13 protein-coding genes are annotated in these 14,280 nt (G+C 37.5%); 10 read left to right on the forward strand and 3 right to left on the reverse strand.

The genetic code is table 11. The features are described 5' to 3' along the window. The first annotated feature begins 66 nt into the window (after window positions 1-66). The 3 genes from KHA96_RS00270 (at window position 67) to KHA96_RS00280 (ending at window position 2,163) form a co-directional block, all read left to right on the forward strand. Entirely contained in the window at window positions 67-1,026 is a 960-nt protein-coding gene (locus KHA96_RS00270; protein ID WP_213127303.1) for an ABC transporter permease subunit, read from the forward strand. Continuing rightward, window positions 1,023-1,913, forward strand: a complete 891-nt coding sequence (locus KHA96_RS00275; RefSeq protein WP_213127304.1) for an ABC transporter permease — start codon at window positions 1,023-1,025, stop codon at window positions 1,911-1,913. The genes KHA96_RS00270 and KHA96_RS00275 overlap by 4 nt, the downstream gene beginning before the upstream one ends. 67 nt (window positions 1,914-1,980) lie before the next feature. Next, entirely contained in the window at window positions 1,981-2,163 is a 183-nt protein-coding gene (locus tag KHA96_RS00280; RefSeq protein WP_213127305.1) for a sporulation protein Cse60, read from the forward strand. 134 nt (window positions 2,164-2,297) lie between these two features. On the opposite strand, the gene KHA96_RS00285 is transcribed toward KHA96_RS00280, so the two are convergent. Then, the gene (locus KHA96_RS00285; protein WP_213127306.1) at window positions 2,298-3,557 is read right to left on the reverse strand and encodes a BaiN/RdsA family NAD(P)/FAD-dependent oxidoreductase; all 1,260 of its coding nucleotides are present in this window, start codon (window positions 3,555-3,557) and stop codon (window positions 2,298-2,300) included. A 298-nt stretch (window positions 3,558-3,855) separates the two neighbouring features. On the opposite strand from KHA96_RS00285, the gene KHA96_RS00290 reads away from it, so the two are divergent. Further along, a complete protein-coding gene (locus KHA96_RS00290; protein WP_213127307.1) occupies window positions 3,856-4,971 on the forward strand; it encodes an RNA-guided endonuclease TnpB family protein in 1,116 nt (371 codons plus the stop codon). Between the two features lie 405 nt (window positions 4,972-5,376). Next, window positions 5,377-6,999 carry a putative polysaccharide biosynthesis protein gene (locus KHA96_RS00295; RefSeq protein ID WP_213127308.1) on the forward strand — a complete coding sequence of 541 codons (1,623 nt, stop codon included), beginning with the start codon at window positions 5,377-5,379 and terminating at the stop codon, window positions 6,997-6,999. Window positions 7,000-7,245: 246 nt separating this feature from the next. Here KHA96_RS00295 and KHA96_RS00300 read toward each other — a convergent pair whose 3' ends face one another. After that, window positions 7,246-7,623 carry a hypothetical protein gene (locus KHA96_RS00300; RefSeq protein ID WP_213127309.1) on the reverse strand — a complete coding sequence of 126 codons (378 nt, stop codon included), beginning with the start codon at window positions 7,621-7,623 and terminating at the stop codon, window positions 7,246-7,248. Between the two features lie 108 nt (window positions 7,624-7,731). Between KHA96_RS00300 and KHA96_RS00305 the strand changes: the two genes are divergently transcribed. Then, the gene (locus tag KHA96_RS00305) at window positions 7,732-8,457 is read left to right on the forward strand and encodes a pseudouridine synthase (RefSeq protein WP_213127310.1); all 726 of its coding nucleotides are present in this window, start codon (window positions 7,732-7,734) and stop codon (window positions 8,455-8,457) included. Between the two features lie 425 nt (window positions 8,458-8,882). Here the strand turns inward: KHA96_RS00305 and KHA96_RS00310 are convergent, their stop codons facing one another. Then, window positions 8,883-9,104 (reverse strand): DeoR family transcriptional regulator, encoded by a 222-nt coding sequence (locus KHA96_RS00310; protein WP_213127311.1) that lies wholly within the window; start codon window positions 9,102-9,104, stop codon window positions 8,883-8,885. A gap of 296 nt (window positions 9,105-9,400) precedes the next feature. On the opposite strand from KHA96_RS00310, the gene KHA96_RS00315 reads away from it, so the two are divergent. The 4 genes from KHA96_RS00315 (at window position 9,401) to dat (ending at window position 13,656) form a co-directional block, all read left to right on the forward strand. After that, window positions 9,401-10,105 (forward strand): ABC transporter ATP-binding protein, encoded by a 705-nt coding sequence (locus KHA96_RS00315; RefSeq protein ID WP_213127312.1) that lies wholly within the window; start codon window positions 9,401-9,403, stop codon window positions 10,103-10,105. Further along, window positions 10,098-11,276 carry an ABC transporter permease gene (locus tag KHA96_RS00320; RefSeq protein WP_213127313.1) on the forward strand — a complete coding sequence of 393 codons (1,179 nt, stop codon included), beginning with the start codon at window positions 10,098-10,100 and terminating at the stop codon, window positions 11,274-11,276. Before KHA96_RS00315 ends, KHA96_RS00320 begins: the two co-directional genes overlap by 8 nt. A gap of 84 nt (window positions 11,277-11,360) precedes the next feature. Next, window positions 11,361-12,782 carry a dipeptidase PepV gene (pepV, locus tag KHA96_RS00325; protein WP_213127314.1) on the forward strand — a complete coding sequence of 474 codons (1,422 nt, stop codon included), beginning with the start codon at window positions 11,361-11,363 and terminating at the stop codon, window positions 12,780-12,782. Window positions 12,783-12,795: 13 nt separating this feature from the next. Next, on the forward strand, window positions 12,796-13,656 hold the full coding sequence (dat, locus tag KHA96_RS00330) for a D-amino-acid transaminase (RefSeq protein ID WP_213127315.1): 861 nt from the start codon (window positions 12,796-12,798) through the stop codon (window positions 13,654-13,656). The last annotated feature ends 624 nt before the right edge of the window (window positions 13,657-14,280 follow it).

Genomic DNA, 14,280 nt, shown 5'->3' on the forward strand with positions numbered 1-14,280 from the left:
AAGACTATCTAGAAATAAGCTATGTATTTCTAGATAGTCTTTAGTTTTTAATAAATTACCATTATAATGAAAACTATATTAGATAATAGGGGGGACTTTAGAATTATAAGTTTTGTAGAAGCATTAAAATCAATAGCTCTATATATAGTAGTCATTGTATTACTCGTTTTAATTGCTCTCTTTCCTCGCGAACCTGTTAACGGATTTGATGGAATAGCAATGACTCCAATCCTAAAATATGAATTTCATTGGGAAGAATATAAAGGGAATTTACTGAATTTTTATCATTCTCTAAAAGATGATCATTCTTTAGGAATGACTCAATATAATCTTACAGCTGAAGAAGAGATTAAGATGTATTTTCCGAAAAGTTTAAAAGTGATTGCAGTTGCTTTTGTGTTAAGTATTGTGTTTGGTATTTTAAAAGGTATTTTTGATTACAGGGTTAAAGATAGCAGATTCAAAATATTTGGGAATGGAAGCACTTGGTTCCTTCAGTCTATTCCTGATTTTTTCATCATTCTTTGTGTTCATTGGATGACTATTTTCATGGTTCCGTCTCTGCGAATGTTTAATAACACTGTTTGGTATAATTTCTTAGTAATTGGAGTTCTCGTTTCTCTTTATCCTATGATGTATATCGCACGTATTACTTTTGCAGCAATCGCGGCTGAAGAAGGGGAATTATATATCCAAGTAGCTAAGTCTAAAGGATTCAGCAATAAGAAAGTTTTATATAAACATATTATGCGCAATAGTTTGCAAACGATTTTAACGCATATAACGCCTTTAATGCTTTTTATTCTTTCAAGTCTTCTTATTACTGAATATTTAGTGGGCTATCAAGGAATAGCTTACCGTGTTTTTACAGCTATAGGTGTAGCTAGAACGGTTTCTTGGCCACAATACGAGCCCGGAATTATAATCGGGACTGGTCTATGCTTTATCGTGCTTGTCATGATCTCCCAACTCGTTGGTTTTATGATTAGAAAAAGTATAAAGCTAGAATGGGAGAAGGATTCATGAGAAACAAATATTTAATTACGGGATGTATATTATTAGCATTTCTACTGGTTGTTATGTTTATTGGACCAAGCATGCCATTTGTAGACACTAAATTAGAAGCTGAACGGCTTTATTTCCCCGAAAATGGAAAATTTCAAAAAGCACCATTTGAGCCTTCAGAACGTCAATGGTTTGGATCTGATCGCGATGGAAGAGATATTTTTAGCTTAATTATTGTGGGAGCACGCGAAACCATGCTCCTTATTTTGGGAATTACGATACTCAGGTATCTCATTGCAATCCCACTTGGATTATCAGGATATAAAAATAAAGGAATCATGCCCAAGATTATAAGTGGATGGCACAAATTATTTTCAAGTCTTCCGGTTATCTTTATAGCCATTATTATGTTGAATATGCCATTTCTTGTTTATTCAGAGCATCGAATGTATTGGGCTATCTTGACTATAGCTCTAGTAGAAGTAGGAAGAGTAAGTTATATTATTCAACAGCAAGCATATTTAATTTCGAGAAAGCCATATATGGACGCTGGAATTACATTAGGGATGAAACCAGTAAATCTACTAAAAAGCTATTACCTATCTAATCTAGCACCTGATATCGCAACTAACTTTTGCTTAGATGTCGGTAGAGTTGCATTATTAATGGGGCAGTTGGCGATTTTTGGGATTTTCATGAAAGTAGACTTTGTCCAGACGGGTTTCTTTAATATGGAAATTGTGAATACAAGCCTTGAATGGGGGACGATGATGCGGGAGTCGAGAAAGGACGTCGTTACTGCATTTTGGATTCCATTTTTCCCAGCGCTTGCATTAGCATATGTGATTTTCACTTTCAATATATTAGGAGAAGGATTGAGACGTTTTTTCAATCGCCACTTAGAGTAAATTCTGAATTGTATAAAAAGTTATTTTTTCGGACATAATATATAAAAATTCCGAAAAGGTGAGAAGGATGGTTCAAGTAAAATTATTTGATTGTGAACATGAGCGAGATCTTGAAGATGAAATGAATGACTTTCTTGGTGATTTAGAGGAAAGGGATATTATTGATATTAAATACAATGTAGCGGCGATTGGAGAAGCGGGATCTGAGCAAGTATATTGCTTTAGCGCGATGGTATTATACGTTAAATGATAGAAGCTGTCTCAGTGAAACAGCTTCTATCATTTTTACATATTATCACCATAGGACTTATGGGAAGAGCCTTCTAAAAAAATAGCGGTTATACTAGTGTTTTCGGGAATCTCATGACTTCAGTCATAAGAGGTTCAAATAATAGATAGTGCTGCATTCGTCCCAGCTAATCTTCCTGTAACTAATGCAGAAGTGATATTATAGCCTCCAGTATACCCATAAATATCTAGTACCTCACCGCAAAAATAAAGACCAGACATAAGTTTTGAAGCCATTGTTTTTGGTTCAATTTCTTTTACAGAGACACCTCCGCCTGTAACGAAGGCCTTTTCAAGCGGCAAAGTGCCATTGACATTAAATTTGAATTGCTTGCACAATTCTACAAAAGTACGTAACTTTTCACTAGAAATCGAAGTGCATATAGCACTAGGATCAATTCCACTCCGATCTAATAAAAATAATAAGTAACGTTCAGGCAGTATTCCTTTAAAGGCATTTTTTACTGTTTTTTTCGGCTCGTCCTTCATAATTTTTATCAAATCATTATGCAAATCCTCTTTCCTGCGTCCTGGCAATGCATCTAAGGACATGGCTACTTCCTCAAGCTTCCACTTTTTTTGGGCTTTAACAACAAATTGGCTGCATCTGAGAACAGCTGGTCCCGATATACCAAAATGGGTGAAAATCATATCCATTTGGTGTGTAATAATTGGCTTCCCTTTTGGATTTAGAACACTTAATGCTACATCTCGCAATGATAATCCTTGCAATGCTTTATCTCTTATAAAGTTTTCCGCTGAAGTTACCGGGACCTCAGTTGGAAATAATTCTGATATAGTATGTCCAGCAGCTGTTGCCCACGGAAAGCCATCTCCTGTTGAGCCCGTATGAGGAACGGATTTTCCACCCGTAGCGACGACAATCGATTTACTTTGGATTTTTTCACCAGATTCTAGCAGGATTCCTTCGGTATGATGATTTTTAAATAAAATCTCTTTTACAGGACAGTTTACTTTCATTTCAACCCCAAGTAGTTTCAGTTGATTCAATAGGGCATCTACTACGGATTGTGCTCGATTCGAAACAGGGAACATCCTTCCGTGATCTTCTTCTTTTAGTTCAATGCCTAGATTTTCAAAAAAATAGATAATATCCTCGTTATTGAAAACGGAAAATGCTCCGTATAGAAAGCGACCGTTTCCAGGAATATGACGAATAATTTCATCAATCGGCAGCCTGTTCGTAACGTTGCAGCGCCCTCCTCCTGAAATCGCAAGCTTCCGCCCTAATTTATTTCCTTTATCAATAAGAAGTACTTTCGCCTTATTTTCAGCTGCACCAATGGCAGCCATCAATCCAGAAGGTCCTCCACCAATTACAATGACATCATACATATCTTGTTCAACACCTTGTTATTTGCTGTTATAATTGTAGAATTAGTGGTTATGAAAAGCAAATAGTTCATCTAAAATCGGCAAGGAAACCCCCACTTCAAGCGTGTGAAGGGCTTAGCCTTAGCCCAATGATAAGTGGGGGAGGAATTGCCGTCAGATACGATATGGTACATTTAAAATCGTAAGATTTTGTACCTATCAAGTATCTGAAACTTCCACCTTGCTGCCGCCTTTTTCTATTTCGGATACTCAAACAAACAATATAGTATAATTTAGTTAGTGAAAGGTGGTGAAAATTATGTCTACGATTACTGCAAAAATACAAATCTATGTTTCTGATCATCAAGCTGAAAGTCTAAAGATCACAACAAACGCTTATCGTAAAGCTAGTAACTGGTTATCCAAACACATATTTGAAACGAAAAATCTAAATCAAGCAAAACTGAACGACTTGTACTATAAACCATTACGACATCTATTTGGCCTAAAAAGTCAAATGGCTCAATCTGTGATGAAAACCGTCATCGCCCGTTACAAGTCCGCTAAATCCAATGGGCACGAATGGTCGTTGATTGCATTTAAACTTCCCGAATATGATCTTGTTTGGAATCGTGACTACTCGTTAACCCAAAATCAATTTAGCGTGAACACGCTTGATGGTCGTTTAAAGCTACATTACGAACGTAAGGCTATGAAAAGATACTTCAATGGGACATGGAAATTTGGTACTGCCAAATTAGTTAATAAGTACAATAAGTGGTTCCTACATATTCCAATGACCAAAAGGTACCTAGTGTTAGATTCTGCAAATGTCAATCATATCGTTGGTGTTGATTTAGGCATTAACTATCTTGCCACAACTTATGACAGTGAAGGGAAAACCACTTTTTACAGCGGGAAAATGGTGAAGCATAAGAGCGTTAAATTCAAGGCCACTCGTAAACAAGTACAAATGCGACAAACACCATCTGCCCGTAAAAAACTAAAACAAATGGGTTCAAGAGAAAACCGTTATGTAACTGATGTAAACCATCAAACTACAAAGGCACTCGTTGACAAATATCCGAGAGGGACGATGTTTGTTTTAGAAGATTTAACTGGTGTTCGTTCTGCAACCGAAAAAGTACGGGTGAAAAATCGCTATGTTACAGTGTCTTGGGCTTTCCACCAATTCCGTCAAATGCTTGAATATAAAGCTAAGATGAATGGTCAAAAAGTAATTACAGTAGACCCAAAATTCACTTCCCAGACTTGTCCAAAATGTGGAAACGTAGACAAGGCGAATCGAAAAAAGAAATTACACACGTTTAAGTGTAAAAACTGCCAATACCAATCAAATGACGACCGTATTGGAGCTATGAATCTACACCGTAAAGGAATTGAACATATTGGTGTAGTTACCACGGGAGTATAGCTCTTGTGGTAGGGGCGAAGTCAACCGTCCTTATGTTCCACCACTCAAAGGTAGGAGAGCATGACTCGTTTGTACTACTGGGTAGGAACAAGCGTAATTGCACTCTATGAGGGTAGAGGCACTGTCAAACTCTGACAGACGCAAGCCCCCACTTCAAACAACCCGTAAGGGTGTTAAGTGGCGGGTTGTTGACGTTGCGTTCATTGTCAAATGGCGTCGATAACTGTAAACTATCAATAGAGCTTTACTGAATCCAATCGGTAGAAAAGGGTGCTTAACCGGTAGTAAACCTTTATCAATCGGTAGTAAGATGTCTGTAATCGGTAGTAATAACAAAAACATCGAGTAAAATATACTTATGATGATTTTTCACATAAAAATATAAAATGGAGAGTTAGAGAATGTATGTCTTCTAAATTAATTCGGGGAACTTTTATATTAACGTTAGGTACAATCTTGTCAAAAGTACTGGGACTCTTATATGTCATCCCATTCTATGCCATAATCGGAGGGGAAGGGCCATATGCTCTATATAACTTTGGGTATGTGCCTTATACCATTTTTATAAGTATTGCAACAGCAGGGGTTCCTCTTGCTGTTTCTAAATACATCGCTAAATATAATGCAATGGGAGAATATGCGGTTGGTCGGAAACTATTTAAATCGGGTCTTTTAGTTATGACAGCGACGGGGATACTATCATTCCTGATCATGTATGCACTCTCTACGCCATTGGCGGAAATTGTTTTAAGGGGAGCGGAAACGAGATATACTGTTTCTGACGTCTCACAGGTAATCAGGGCAGTTAGCTTTGCTTTACTGATTATACCGTTAATGAGTTTAATTCGAGGTTTTTTCCAAGGACATCAATCGATGGGACCATCTGCTGTGTCAACAGTAATTGAACAAATCGCTCGTATTATCTTTTTGTTGGCAGGAAGTTTCATCGTTATTTTTCTTTTAAAAGGAAGTATTGTTAAAGCCATCAGTATTGCTACCTTTGCAGCTTTTATTGGAGGAATCGCCAGTCTAGTCGTTCTTTTAGTGTACTGGAAAAAAAGAAAGCCCGGTCTTGATGAACTATTAAAGCATGATAAAGGAACATTACAAGTTTCTATAAAAGATATGTATAAAGAAATATTAGTTTATGCTTTTCCGTTTGTTTTAGTAGGAATTGCTAATCCGCTCTATCAATTTATTGATCAGGCAACGTTTATGAGCGCTATGGAGGCAGCGGGAAAAGCAGCAGAAAGTTTTAATGCACTAGGAACTTTAAATGGTACGGCACATAAGCTGGTCATCATTCCAGTTTCCTTGGCGACTGCATTCGCGTTGACGCTCGTTCCATTAATAACAGAAGCGTTCGTAAATAATGATCGAAAAATCATGTTCCGGCAGCTTGATCAAACGATACAGATTTTACTGTTTATTACTGTACCTGCTTCATTAGGATTATCTTTATTGGCAGAACCTATATATTCAGCGTTTTTCACATATAATCCTTTCGGTGGAGAAGTACTTCGAGCATATGCGCCTGTAGCCATTCTTTTTGCGGTATATTCCGTTACAGCAGCCATTTTACAAGGCATCAATGAACAGCGTTTTACGATTTTAAGTTTATTAACAGGGATATTGATTAAATTGACGTTCAACACCCCATTAATCAAAGCATTTGGAACTGAAGGAGCAATATATGCAACATCATTAGGGTATACTGTTTCCATTATCATTAATTTATTTGTAATCAGAAGCTTTGCTCGTTATCCATTTAAGCTTATTTATAGACGTTCACTTTTAATTATTATTTTTAATGTGATGATGATCGTTCCTGTTTATCTTGCATACAAAGGGCTATTATTTTTCTTAACGACAGAATCCAGGTTCGAATCCATTATTATCATCCTTATCTGTGCTTCCATAGGTGGAGTGTTTTATGCGTATTTAGGACTTAAATCGGGACTCGCCGATCGACTTTTTGGGGAAAAATTAAAAAAGGTAAAACGTAAGTTGGGGATTAATAGTATTTAAATAAGACTGATTGCATAAAGCTTGTTGGTTTTGAAAGTGTTTGAGAAAAGAGCCTTAAAAAAGAACTGACCGTTTGGATTCTTTCCATTTCAGTCAGTTCTTCATTTACTTAGGCTAATTTCTAAAATTTTGTCGTTTGTAAAAGCCCAAGAGTCGACTTTTATGTCTAATTAAGAAGTGCTTAGTTCTTTTCCCATTTTAAGATCTATTCTAGGGATGACATCTATTTGGGAAGAGAGCCTTTCTTTAAAAGTAATCTTCGTAGCCGGGACGGCCTCCAGGAAACATCATTTGGCCTGGAGATCCCATCCCGGGGGAAGTCATTTGCCCAGGAAAACTAGTTTGTCCCGGAAATCCAGTTTGCCCGGGAAACCCTGTTTGTCCTGGAAATCCTGTCTGTCCCGGAAACCCAGATTGCCCTGGGAATCCAGTTGTACCTCCAACCATTCTTTCTAACCTTGTTAGACGCCTATCCGTCCGTTCTTGCTCACGCTCTAAACGACGAACTTGTCTTTCTAATTGGTTAATTCTTTGGTTTATTCCAGTACCCCCACCGGAGCCGGGGAATTGTTGAGGAAGCATTTCTCCATGAAACTGGGGTTGCATTTGTTGTCGGAAGTTCATGTGTGTAATCACTCCATTCATTAGTCACCTGCATCATTAGCCTATGATTCTAACTAGATTATGTTTGGGCAACAGCCCAGAAAATTTTTTATTAAAAGGGAGAGTTCAATGAGAATCGATAAATTGCTTTCAAATATAGGGTATGGAAGCAGAAAAGAAGTAAAAAAGATTCTAAAAAATGGAAATGTTACGGTGAATGGGATGGTTATTAAAGATGCTAAATGTCAAGTAGACCCATTCGCCGATGTTGTTTTTCTTTTTGGAGAAGAAGTTCAGTATCGTGAGTTCATTTATCTGATGATGAATAAACCTGCTGGAGTCATTTCTGCAACTGAAGATAACAGAGATAAAACAGTGATTGACCTGTTGAACGAAGAGGAAGCCATTTTTAATCCATTTCCCGTCGGCAGACTCGACAAAGATACAGAAGGCTTGTTGTTTTTGACAAATGATGGAAAGCTTGCCCATCAACTTTTATCTCCAAAAAAAAATGTGCCTAAAACATATTTTGCCGTTATTGACAGTCCCGTTACTGAAGATGATGTTGAGACATTTGCCAAAGGTGTTACGCTGGATGATGGCTACGAGGCTAAGCCAGGAAGATTAGTAATTTTAAAATCCGGAAAATATTCGGATATAGAACTAACGATTACAGAAGGAAAATTCCATCAAGTAAAAAGAATGTTTGAAGCAATTGGGAAAAAAGTCGTGTTCTTAAAGCGAATTTCAATGGGGCCCATTTTGCTTGATGAAACATTAGAGAATGGAGAGTACAGGGAGCTTACGGGGGAAGAAGTGCAGTTGTTAAAAGATTTTGTGCCTAGTGAAGCATAATTAATTAATGAAAAAGTGAAATCTGCTCGATATTCTTTTATCAATTCACAGCCTCCTTAATAGCAGTAGAGCGATGTTTACATACCTCCATGAATTAATTCTAAATACGAAAATAAAAAGCCATCCTTTAGTACGATCTCCTTCCAAAAAGGAAATCGCGCTGCCAGATGGCTTTTTATTTTTTTTAGAAAGTATAATTGCGCCAAGCGCTGGCAAACTTCCTGTCCTTTTCTCTCATGAGTCAACATCGATTTGAATGCAAGATCATCCGTGTTTCCTTTATCTCAGTCGATGGTTGAAAAGGAAATGTCGACTGACTAAAAGCCGCCACATCCTGTATGCCAGTAAGTCGATGAGCATGGTACTTGCGCTTACCTTAGTTTAATCGTTTCAATAAACAACACAACAACGGTTTATGCTTTCTACTATGATGTAATTTTTACTTTTTTCTCTGTTGTCGTCCATTTTCCCCGATGTGGGCTGCTAATTAGGTCATTGTATTCTAACACATTCAAATCCCTTTGAATGGTGCGAGGAGTGCTCCCAAATTCATCCGCAAGCTCCCGTGTCGTTACGGTTCCATTTTCCTTAATGTATAAATAGATCGCTTTGATTCGGGTGAGCATTCTGTTCGTCGAAGGTTTCAAAAAACCACTCCCTCATCTTAAATTCCTTGGCAGATGGTACGGTCGGCTTAATGTCCCGGACAGAACGGGCTATTATTTTTTTCCGTATAGACAACTCCTTAATTATTTTTCCTAGTGTATGAATCCGTTAGTTATTAAGCAACTAATCAGACAGTTCTATTTTAACTCATTAGTGTGAAAATTTAAAGGGGTTTTAACAAAATCCTGTTTCACATGTGAAAATTGGGCTATGTCGAAACTTTCATCATTCGATATTCGTATAAAAACTATAATCGATATATAAGGTGTGAACCAAAATGTCTTTGTTAGAAGTTAATATTAAGCAAGCTGGTTATAAATCCAATGTTGAAACAATCCACAATATCCACTTTTCATTAAAAAGGTCAGAATTAGCAGGCATGATCGGCTCAAACGGAGCTGGAAAAAGTACGACAATTAAAGCTTTCCTAGGTGAGCTTCCTTTTTTAAATGGAGAAATTAAGAGAAAAGAAGGAAGCCATTATTCATACATACCTGAAAGACCGATATTTTATCAGGAATTAACATTGTGGGAGCATTTTGAATTTGTAGCTGCCGTGGATGAAATTGGAGAATCCTCTCTTTCTTACGCAAAGGAAATCTTAAAGAAATTTCGATTAATTGATAGGATTCATGAATTTCCGGGAACTTTTTCGAAAGGGATGCAGCAAAAAGCGATGATTGCTCTTGCCTTATTTCCGCAACCAGATTTATTAATTATTGATGAACCATTTATGGGGCTTGATCCAGGCTCTACAAAACTTTTATTGAATATGCTTGAGGAAGAACGTGATAAAGGGACCGGCATTCTTATGTGCACACATATTTTGGATACTGCTCAGCGAATATGTGATTCTTTTATTATTATCGAAAAAGGGACGATGAAAGCTGTGGGTACTTTAGATGAAGTACTGGAAGCATGCGGGGCAGAGGATGGAAGTTTATATTCATGCATATCCATTGAGGATGAAGTAGATGAATAGTAGACAGCTATTATTTAAAAGAATTAGTCAAAATTGGAAGCAGCAATATGCTGTTATTAAAAGAGTTGGCGATTGGACCGTTCTAGTATATTTAGTCATTCCTTCCGCTGTCATTTCGTTTTTTGTATATCGATCATGGTGGATTCAGATCCCGGAATGGACGAGGATTCTACCATTCTCTTCTATATTCATCCTTTTTTTCTTATTCCTATGGGGCGATCATTTTTTAACATATGTACGAGAAGCAGATCGAATCTTTTTGAAGAAAAAAGAGGAACTTTTTCTCGGTATGAAACGAGGAGGAATCATTTATTCTTATGCATTCCAATTGTTTTCTGCCGCTACACTCTGCATGCTCATTGCGCCATTATGGTTTAAGCATTTTGATTTTCATGGAGGACAATTTATTTTATTTGCCGTATTGTGGGTTTCACTGAAATGGCTGATTATGGCTGTAAAAGGAAAATTAGACGTTGAACTGCGTGGATGGAGAAGTTTATTAAGAGGAATTCCTTTATTTATTGGAGCGGCCATCATTTGGTATTGGTGTTATAGAGCTTTTGTTGGTGAAAATATACTTTTAATCATTATTTTAATATTTTTTAATACGATTTTATCTATATGGCTCGTGCGATCACGTTTTACCTCGGTTTATACTTTTGAGCAAGACTTGGCGATTAATGAACTAGAAAAAAATAAATATATAGAACTCATTTTCGGACTATCTATGGATATGGAAAAGTTGCCGAAGCCTGTTCCAGTAAGAATAAGTCCACGTCTATATTCCAGATCTAATCGGATATTTAAAAACCGCACCCCCAAAAATGGTTTTATCGAGCTTTTTATTAAAGCAACAACTAGAAATATAGAATATATAACCGGATATCTTCAAATAATGGGAGTGACGTCTGCCGCAATCGTCATTCTTCCGCCAGTTTGGTTAAAAATTACGATGGCTTTTTTGGGGACTGTTTTCCTGCTTACTTGGCTTCGTTCTGTATGGCATAAAGTAATCGGAAGCCACGCTTTTACTAAAAAATATGCTGCTGAAGATGCCTATTTCGAAGCGAAAAAAATAGTAACTAGTCTACTTATCATTTCATTCATCATCCTAATCAGTTGTTCATTCATTATGAATATTTGGATTCGCCAACATTTTTTCTTTTTCTGATTGACTAAAAAGATGTACAATATAAAACAGAGTGATAATTAGTTAAGGCAGTCAAAGAAAGGGCCTTTGAAAAGGAGTATGATCATGGGTTCAATCAATTGGAAAAAAGAGGTTGAAAAACGTAAAGAAGACTTAATTGCTGACTTACAAGGTCTATTAAAAATTGAAAGTGTTTTGGATGAGGAAAATGCTACGGAAGATGCACCGCTTGGTGTAAATGTAAAAAAAGCATTGGATTATATGCTTGAGCTAGGACAGAAAGACGGTTTCACCCAAAAAAACACGGGAAATGTAGCAGGGCACCTAGAAATGGGTTCTGGGGATGGGTTGATTGGTGTATTAGGGCATGTCGATGTAGTGCCTGCTGGGGATGGCTGGTCAGTCAATCCGTTTGAAGGTGTCGTTCAAGATGGTAAAATTTTTGCGAGAGGCGCCATTGATGATAAGGGGCCGACAATGGCAGCTTATTACGCGATGAAAGTGATCAAGGAATTGGAATTGCCATTGGAAAAACGTGTCCGCTTAATCATTGGAACAGACGAGGAAAGCAAATGGCGCTGTGTAGATCACTATTTTAAGCATGAAGAAATGCCTGATATGGGATTTGCACCAGATGCAGATTTTCCAATCATTAATGCAGAAAAGGGGATTGCTGATTTCGACCTTGTTCAAATCGGACAGGAATCGAATGATCAACCTTCAACAATTTCACTTTTATCCTTTGTTTCGGGATTACGTTATAACATGGTTCCTGATAAAGCAAAAGCTGTTCTTGATGTGAAAGAAAACCATACTGAACTTATGCAAACGTTTAATGATTTTATAAAAAGCCAAGATTTACAAGGACGATATTTTGTGGAAAGCGGCTATTCCATTATTGAACTTGAAGGTGTTTCTGCCCATGGCAGCGAGCCGGATAAAGGAAAAAATGCTGGATTATTGCTTGCTAGTTTTTTATCTACAACCGACTTGGATAAAAAAGGAAGCAAGTTCGTATCATCTGCTGTGAACTTCTTTTTTGGAGATTCACGAGGGCGCAATCTCGGTGTTCAATATGAAGATGAAATTTCTGGGGAGCTGACAATTAATGTAGGCATCATGTCATACAATGAACAAGATGGTGGAAAATTCGGATTGACGATGCGCTATCCAGTCACATTTAATATGGAAGAGCGGCTAGAAACCTTGACTAAATTTGTAGAAGAAAAAGGATATTCTATTGCCAATTTTTCAGATTCAAAACCACATCATGTCCCAGAAGATAGTAAATTGATCCAAATTTTAAAAAATGTTTATGAAATACAAACACATGATTCTGCTTCTTTAATGGCAATCGGCGGAGGAACGTATGCGAGATCCTTAAAATCCGGGGTCGCATTCGGAGCATTATTCCCTGGACGTCCAGATGTTGCCCATCAAAAAGACGAATATATGGAGCTGGATGATTTAGTAAAAGCAACAGCCATTTATGCACAAGCTATCTATGAGCTTGCACGTGAAAAATAGGGAGATGAAAAACATGGTAAAAGTAATAGTAAACGATAAAATTATTGATAGATCAGACGCAGCTGTTGATATTGAAGATCGCGGTTACCAGTTCGGAGACGGTGTATACGAAGTAATTCGCATATACGACGGAGTACTATTTACTGGTGATGAGCATTTAGAGAGGTTTTATAGCAGTGCGGAAAAAATACAAATTTCGGTGCCATTTCAAAAAGAAGAGTTACTTGAGTTAATTCAGCAACTCATTCAAGAGAATGAAGTAAAAGATGGTTCTCTTTATATGCAGATGACGAGAGGTGCATCGCCAAGAAACCATCTCTTTCCGAGCAAAGATACGAAACCAGTCCTGACTGCCTATACAAAAGAGGTAGCAAGACCTGTTGAATCATTGGAAAAAGGGGTTGCTGCCTTGATAGCTGACGATATTCGCTGGCTCCGCTGTGACATTAAAAGCTTAAATCTTCTCCCCAATTTGCTAGCAAAACAAGCTGCTACAGAACAAGGATGCTATGAGGCAATACTTCATCGTGATGGAGTCGTTACAGAAGGCTCCGCTTCAAATGCTTATATAGTCTTGGATGGTAAAATTAAGACTCATCCAGCTACAAACTTAATTTTAAATGGAATTACACGCCAGGTTGTTGCTCGTTTGTGTGAAAAAAATAATATTCCTTTTGTAGAAGAAGCCTTTATGCTAGATGAATTGAAAAATGCGGACGAAATTTTCGTTACAAGCACTACATCTGAAGTAATGCCCGTTGTAAAATTAGATGGAAAAGAAGTCGGCGATGGAAAGCCAGGTGTCGTGACTAGGAAACTTCAAACACTATTTGTTGAAGAATTCGAATCCGTGAAGAAAGCTCATACACTATAATTTAATAAGGTCGGCAATCCCCTGAAAAAATATGGGTATTGCCGATTTTTTTTGGAGGGGACTTTATATTAAAGAGTGCAACTTTTTTGAATGTCACCGCTGTTTGATCGAAGTCAATTCCCCTATAAGTGTGGGGAATTTCCATTTAGGTTGAATCAATTCCCTTTCAAATAGGTTCAATTCCCGTTGGAGAAGCTTCTATTCTCTTTCTAACATGTCTAATTCCCGTCCAAGGGCATTTTATTTCCGTTCAGGCGATTCATTCCCGTTCGCCCACGTCCAATTCTCGTTCAAATGAGTTTTATTCCCGTTGGGTAATAATTCCCGTTCCAGTGCTTGTCATTCCTTTTCGAGCAGCTTTAATTCTCGTTCGAACATGATTTATTCCCGTTCAAGCAGCTTCAATTCTCTTTCGAACATGTTTAATTCCCTTTCAAGAGGGTTTTATTTCCGTTCAGGCGATTCATTCCCGTTCGCCCACGTCCAATTCTCGTTCAAATGAGTTTTATTCCCGTTGGGTAATAATTCCCGTTCCAGTGCTTGTCATTCCTTTTCGAGCAGCTTCAATTCTCGTTCGAACATGATTCATTCCCGTTCAAGCAGCTTCAATTCTCGTTCGCACAC

Origin of the sequence: Bacillus sp. FJAT-49711, assembly GCF_018343715.1 — a bacterium.
Lineage (GTDB): Bacteria > Bacillota > Bacilli > Bacillales > Bacillaceae_C > Lederbergia.

Bases quoted from the DNA above. Each gene is read 5' to 3' on its own strand.
- KHA96_RS00270 (WP_213127303.1), top strand. From the start codon at position 67: ATGAAAACTATATTAGATAATAGGGGGGACTTTAGAATTATAAGTTTT.
- KHA96_RS00275 (WP_213127304.1), top strand. From the start codon at position 1,023: ATGAGAAACAAATATTTAATTACGGGATGTATATTATTAGCATTTCTA.
- KHA96_RS00280 (WP_213127305.1), top strand. From the start codon at position 1,981: ATGGTTCAAGTAAAATTATTTGATTGTGAACATGAGCGAGATCTTGAA.
- KHA96_RS00285 (WP_213127306.1), bottom strand. From the start codon at position 3,557: ATGTATGATGTCATTGTAATTGGTGGAGGACCTTCTGGATTGATGGCT.
- KHA96_RS00290 (WP_213127307.1), top strand. From the start codon at position 3,856: ATGTCTACGATTACTGCAAAAATACAAATCTATGTTTCTGATCATCAA.
- KHA96_RS00295 (WP_213127308.1), top strand. From the start codon at position 5,377: ATGTCTTCTAAATTAATTCGGGGAACTTTTATATTAACGTTAGGTACA.
- KHA96_RS00300 (WP_213127309.1), bottom strand. From the start codon at position 7,623: ATGAACTTCCGACAACAAATGCAACCCCAGTTTCATGGAGAAATGCTT.
- KHA96_RS00305 (WP_213127310.1), top strand. From the start codon at position 7,732: ATGAGAATCGATAAATTGCTTTCAAATATAGGGTATGGAAGCAGAAAA.
- KHA96_RS00315 (WP_213127312.1), top strand. From the start codon at position 9,401: ATGTCTTTGTTAGAAGTTAATATTAAGCAAGCTGGTTATAAATCCAAT.
- KHA96_RS00320 (WP_213127313.1), top strand. From the start codon at position 10,098: ATGAATAGTAGACAGCTATTATTTAAAAGAATTAGTCAAAATTGGAAG.
- pepV (WP_213127314.1), top strand. From the start codon at position 11,361: ATGGGTTCAATCAATTGGAAAAAAGAGGTTGAAAAACGTAAAGAAGAC.
- dat (WP_213127315.1), top strand. From the start codon at position 12,796: ATGGTAAAAGTAATAGTAAACGATAAAATTATTGATAGATCAGACGCA.